This is a genomic window from Actinokineospora sp. (genome assembly GCF_050699995.1).
Taxonomy (GTDB): domain Bacteria; phylum Actinomycetota; class Actinomycetes; order Mycobacteriales; family Pseudonocardiaceae; genus Actinokineospora.
In genome coordinates this window covers 1-5331 of record NZ_JBOHGC010000683.1, presented here as the reverse complement: position 1 = coordinate 5331, position 5331 = coordinate 1, and the positions used below count along the sequence as shown (strand labels likewise).

Here is a 5331-nt window from a genome sequence, read left to right as displayed (position 1 = left end):
TACCACATCTCCGCGGCGTCGAGCAGCAGGTCGACGCGGTCGGGGTCGTCGGGCGCCAGTACCCCGGCCGCCGCGTCGTACAGCTCCGCCGCCCGGTCGTAAGCCAAGCGGGACAACGCTTTCTCGGCGGCTTCCCGGCACGCCCGGACCGCCGCGGACCGACTCTCGGTGTCGGTGATCGATCTGAGCCGGTGGGTGACCGACTCGCCGGGGACGGTTCCGGACTCGACGGCCTCGGCGAGCTTTCGGTGCCAACGCAGCCGGTCCGATGTGGACACACAGCCGTACACCGCGTCCCGCACCAGGATGTGGCTGAACGCGATCCGACCGTCCTGCCGCAGCAGACCACGCGCGTCCTCGACGGCCGCCCGCACCGCCTCGGGCGATTCGCCGACCAGCAAAGCGATCTCCTCCGCGGAGCTGTCCACGCCGACCACCGCGCCCGCCCGCGCGACCCGCGCGGCGGCCGGGGACAGCGCGTCGAGCCGCGCGGCGACGATCCCCCGCAGTTGCTCCGGCACGCCCAAGGGCCAGTCCGGCGTCGCGGGCGAGCGGTCGAGGTTCGCCGCCCTGAGCGCGGTCAGCAGCTCACCGGCGAACAACGGGTTCCCGCCGGACATCCGACGCAGCAGCCCGGCCCACGACGGGTCGGCCTGGTCGGCGACGAACTCGGCGACCTCCGCGCCGCACCACGGGGCGAGTGTGAGCAGCGCCGTCGAGGCGTCGCGGCGCAGGTGCCCGACGGCGGCCCGCAGCGCGGGACTCTGTTCGTCGTCGCGGTAGCTCGCGGCCACGAGGAGCCCCGGCCTGCCCACGGCCAGCCGCAGCAGGCTCAGCGTCGACTCGTCGGCCCAGTGCAGGTCCTCCAGCACGATCACCCGCGGCGGTCCGGACAGCTCGCGCAGCAGCGAGTCGAACGCGCGCATCCTGGCCCCGACCGAGAGTTCGGCACCCGTGTCGAGATCGAGCCTGGCCGCGAGTTCCGGGCGGTCCGCAAGCGCTTGCCACCAGGGCCAGAGCGCGGGGGCACCCTCGTCCGGCACACAGTTGCCGCGCGCGACCGGGATGGCGCGCTCCGCCGCACGGGTGACCAGACAGTCGACCAGCCGGGTCTTGCCGATGCCCGCCGGACCTGCGATGAGCAGCACCGCGCCCCGACCGGCCGCGGCCGCGTCGAGCGCGGTGTCGACCCTGGTCAGCTCGGTCGCGCGACCGATCACTCGCTGCATGCACGGATTGTCGTCCGCGGGCCGTCGGGGCGGTAGGTCCGTCACGGTCCGGCGTGGTGTGTCGGCCGCATACCCATCGAACGGACCGTAATACACCGATTACTGAGCGCGACTCCTGTCATGGGTCCGCACCACCACCGTTCCGCCCACCACTCCCGGGCGTGGACATCAGGAAGGATTTCGTCACGATGCGTACGAAGAGACGCGACCGAAGACCCAATCGCGCGATAGTCGCCCTCGCGGGCGCCGCGCTGGCCATTCCCCTCGCGGCGATCCCCGCGCTCCCCGCCGTCGCCGCCCCCGTGCCGGGGCGGAACGTCCTCTACACCTATGACGCCGACTTCGACCAGGGCGCGCTGCAGGACGTCAACCACGACAGCCCGAACAACGACCAGCTCCAGCTCGACAAGAGCAGCACGTTCTTCCCGTACGTCAACGTCGCCGCCTCCGCGCGCGGCACGATGGTCCGCATCGACGTCAACACCGGCGCGATCGTCGGCGAGTGGTACTCCGCGCCCGAGGGCCGCGGGCGCAACCCGTCCCGGACCACTGTGGACAAGCTCGGCAACACCTGGCTGTCCAACCGAAACGAGTCCGAGGGCGGCAAGGGCTCGGTCACCCGGGTCGGTGTGATCGTCGGCGGCACCCGGGTCGACGCGGGCGGCAACGCCGACCCAGCGGGCGACTACCTCGTGGGTCCGTTCTCCTACAACACCTGTGCGGACCGGGACAACGACGGCAAGATCGAGACCAGCCGCGGTCTCACCGACGTCCGGCCGTGGACGAACGCCGGTGGGGCCGACAACAACGGCGGCGTGAGCACCGCGGCCGACGAGTGCGTCATCAACTACACCCGGGTGACCGGGACGAACACGCGCACCGTCGCGGTCGACTCGGGCAACGACCTGTGGACCGGCGGCGCCGACAACGACCACGAGCAGGTGAACGGCGGCACCGGAGCGCCCGTGGCGGGCACGCAGATCAACTTCGGCTGCGGGGGCTACGGCGGCCTGATCGACAAGGCGGGCACCCTGTGGTCCGCGCGCTACGGCGCCAACCTGCTGCGCTACGAGCCCGGCACGAACAGCGGCGCCTGCCTGAACACCACGCACGGCGACTACGGCCTGGGGATGGACCCGGTCACCGGCGAGATCTGGCACACCCAGCTCTCCGGCGGCCGCGTCGTCAAACTCGCCCCCGACGGCACCGTGCTCGGGTCGTTCCCGCACGGCAACGCGAACGCCCAGGGCGTCGCGGTCGACAAGGACGGCAACGTCTGGGTCGCGCACGCGCTGTTCGGCGCGACCACGGTCGGGCACCTGCGCACCGACGGCACCTACGTCGGCAACGTGACGCTGCCCGGCGGCAACGGACCGACCGGTGTCGCCATCGACACCAACGGCAAGGTCTGGGTCACCAACATCAACACCAACAACGCCCAGCGCATCGACCCGACCCTGGGCGGCGTGGGCGGCGGCGGCTTCACCATCGGCGCGGTCGACCTGTCCGTCGACCTCGGCGCGGGCGCCGGACCGTACAACTACAGCGACATGACCGGGTCCGTGCTCGGCGAGATCACCGCGCCGGTCGGCACGTGGTCGGTCGTGCAGGACGGCGGCGCGGCGGGCACGCCGTGGGGCAAGGTCACCTGGAACACCGAGGCGGAGGGTTCGGTGCCCGCGGGCACGTCGATCACCGTCGAGGCGCGGGCGTCGGACACCGAGGCCGGGCTGGCGGGCGAGTCGTTCGTCCCGGTGGCCAACGCGACGACGTTCGGGCTGACCGGGCGCTACATCGAGGTCCGCGCGACCCTGATGGCCAACGCGAGCGGCGACAGCCCCGTGCTGTCGGACCTGCGGATCCAGACCTCGCAGCGCACCGGCGTGTTCTCCTGCCGGGCGAGGGCGCTCAACGTCGCGGGCATCATCGTCGCGGAGGCCAACGGGCCGGACGTGCCGTGTGTCGACGACGCGAAGACCGTGGCGAACGTCAATCTGAACGCGGGCATCCTCAACGTCAAGGCCAACGCGCTGACCGGCACGACGAACGTCACGCCGGACAACCCGCTCGCGCCGCCGCTCGCTGGCGACAACGCCTCGGCGCACGCCCAGGTGGACTACACGAAGATCAGCACTCTGCTGGTGAACATCGAGTTGGGGGTGATCACCTCGAACGCGGCGGTGACCTGTGTGGCCGGTCCCGGCGGGCTGCAGCCGCAGTTCAGCGGGTCGTCGCACATCGCAGGGCTGAAGATCAACGGGGTGGCGGTCACCGTGGGCAGCGCGCCGCTGACGATCCCGCTGGTCATCGGGTCGCTGCGGCTCAACAGCACGGTGGTCTCCGGCACCACCGTCACGCAGCGGGCCGTCGTGCTCGACACCCTGCTCACCGACGTGGTGATCGCGGAATCGAAGGCCAATTTCGAAGGCAAGCCGACCAGCCCTGGCGGCAATCCCTGCCAGGTCTGAGGATGAGGGAGGGCGCGACCGGGGCGGTCGCGCCCTCCCGCTCGGCCGACTGGTTCGATATGGACCAGACGACGAGGAGGCTCGATGCCGCGCCTGGTGATCCTGCGACACGCGAAGTCCGCATGGCCGGAGGGTGTTCCCGACTACCGCAGGCCGCTGGCCGACCGCGGCCGGACGGAGGCACCCGCCGTGGGCCGCTGGCTCGCCGAGCACATCCCGGACATCGACCTCGCCCTCGTCTCACCGGCGACGCGGACCCGCCAGACCTGGGACCTGGTCTCGGCTGAGCTGCCCACGGTCCCGGAGGTCCGGTTCGAGGAGCAGCTCTACGGTGAGGGCGCCGAGGCGATCCTGGACCTGCTGGGCGCGCTCACCGAGGTGAAGACCGTACTGGTGGTCGGTCACAACCCGGATCTCGAGCTGCTGGTCGGCAGCCTCACGGGCGAGCACCCAGTGCTCAAAACCTCCACATTGTCGGTTGTGAAGTGTGCGCGCGGGTTCCGGTCCGGTGAACTGGTCATGACGGAGAAGATCCGCCCTTAGCGCGGGTTTTGTCAGTCCGCGACAGTCGCTGGTCCCGGGCCTCTTCCATAAGCGCCAACTATTCAGGGGTCGCGATAAGGACTCGTGATTTTCCCTTCGCCATCGGGCACTGTCTCCCCTACCCACAGGTGACAGGTGTCACCGCGGCGTCGTGGAAGGTGTGTTCGATGGCGAGGCATCGCAAACCCCCGGCCGTGAAGACCGCGAAGCAGCGCAAGCCGCGGCGGCCGCGCCGGATGGCCGGACTGGCGACCGCGGCGACCCCGCTCGCCGTCCTGCTGGCCATGATCGCGAGTGACACGACGTCGCCACAGTCCACACAGGACGCCGCGAAGTCCGGTGACATCGCGCCGGTCATCCCGGTCGGCCCGTTCCCGGCCGACGAGGAGTACGCCGTCAACGGTGAGCTGCCCGCGCCGTCCGCCGGCGAGCCCACCGCGCCGGTCATCCCGCCCGACGTCCTCGCGGCCCTGCCCGTCGGCGGCGCCGCGGTCCCCGAGATCGTGCTCCGCGCGTACCTGCGCGCCGAATCGCTGCTGGCGACCACCCAGCCGGGCTGCCACCTGACGTGGTCGCTGCTGGCGAGCATCGGGCGGATCGAGTCGGGCCACGCCCGCGGCGGACAGGTCGACGGCGACGGCAAGACCGTCTCGCCGATCCTCGGACCCGCGTTGAACGGCAACGGTTTCGCCGCCATCCGAGACACCGACGGCGGCGCCCACGACGGCGACCGCAACTGGGACCGGGCCGTCGGCCCGATGCAGTTCATCCCGGCGACCTGGGCCCGCTACGGCGCCGACGCCACCGGCGACGGCGTCGCCGACCCGCACAACGTCTACGACGCGGCGGTGTCCGCGGGCCGCTACCTCTGTTCGGGCGGGATGGACCTGTCGGACCCGAGCCAGGCCGCCAAGGCGGTCTTCGGTACAACCACTCCCAGGAGTACGTCAACACGGTCCTGACCTGGGCCGCCACCTATGCCAACGGGGTCACCGCGATCCCCCAGGCCCCGGCGAAGCCCGACTCGCGCGCGTCCGACCCCGGCGTGCTGGCGCTGCCCGCCCCCTCCCCCGTGGCCGCGACGCAGAACC

4 protein-coding genes are annotated in these 5331 nt (G+C 71.5%); 3 read left to right on the top strand and 1 reads right to left on the bottom strand.

Annotation, left to right across the window (positions count from 1 at the left end):
• Nucleotides 1-1229, bottom strand: a 1229-nt coding sequence (locus ACRDSQ_RS33720) for an AAA family ATPase (protein WP_431426833.1), incomplete at its 3' end; no start/stop codon positions are given.
• A 188-nt stretch (nt 1230-1417) separates the two neighbouring features.
• On the opposite strand from ACRDSQ_RS33720, the gene ACRDSQ_RS33715 reads away from it, so the two are divergent.
• From ACRDSQ_RS33715 to ACRDSQ_RS33705, 3 genes are all read left to right on the top strand, one after another.
• Nucleotides 1418-3697: a Vgb family protein gene (locus tag ACRDSQ_RS33715; protein WP_431426831.1), complete on the top strand. Its 2280-nt coding sequence runs from the start codon at nt 1418-1420 to the stop codon at nt 3695-3697.
• Between the two features lie 84 nt (nt 3698-3781).
• On the top strand, nt 3782-4240 hold the full coding sequence (locus ACRDSQ_RS33710; RefSeq protein WP_431426829.1) for a SixA phosphatase family protein: 459 nt from the start codon (nt 3782-3784) through the stop codon (nt 4238-4240).
• A gap of 167 nt (nt 4241-4407) precedes the next feature.
• Nucleotides 4408-5202, top strand: coding sequence for a lytic transglycosylase domain-containing protein (locus ACRDSQ_RS33705; protein ID WP_431426827.1), 795 nt, complete (start codon nt 4408-4410; stop codon nt 5200-5202).
• Nucleotides 5203-5331 lie beyond the last annotated feature (129 nt).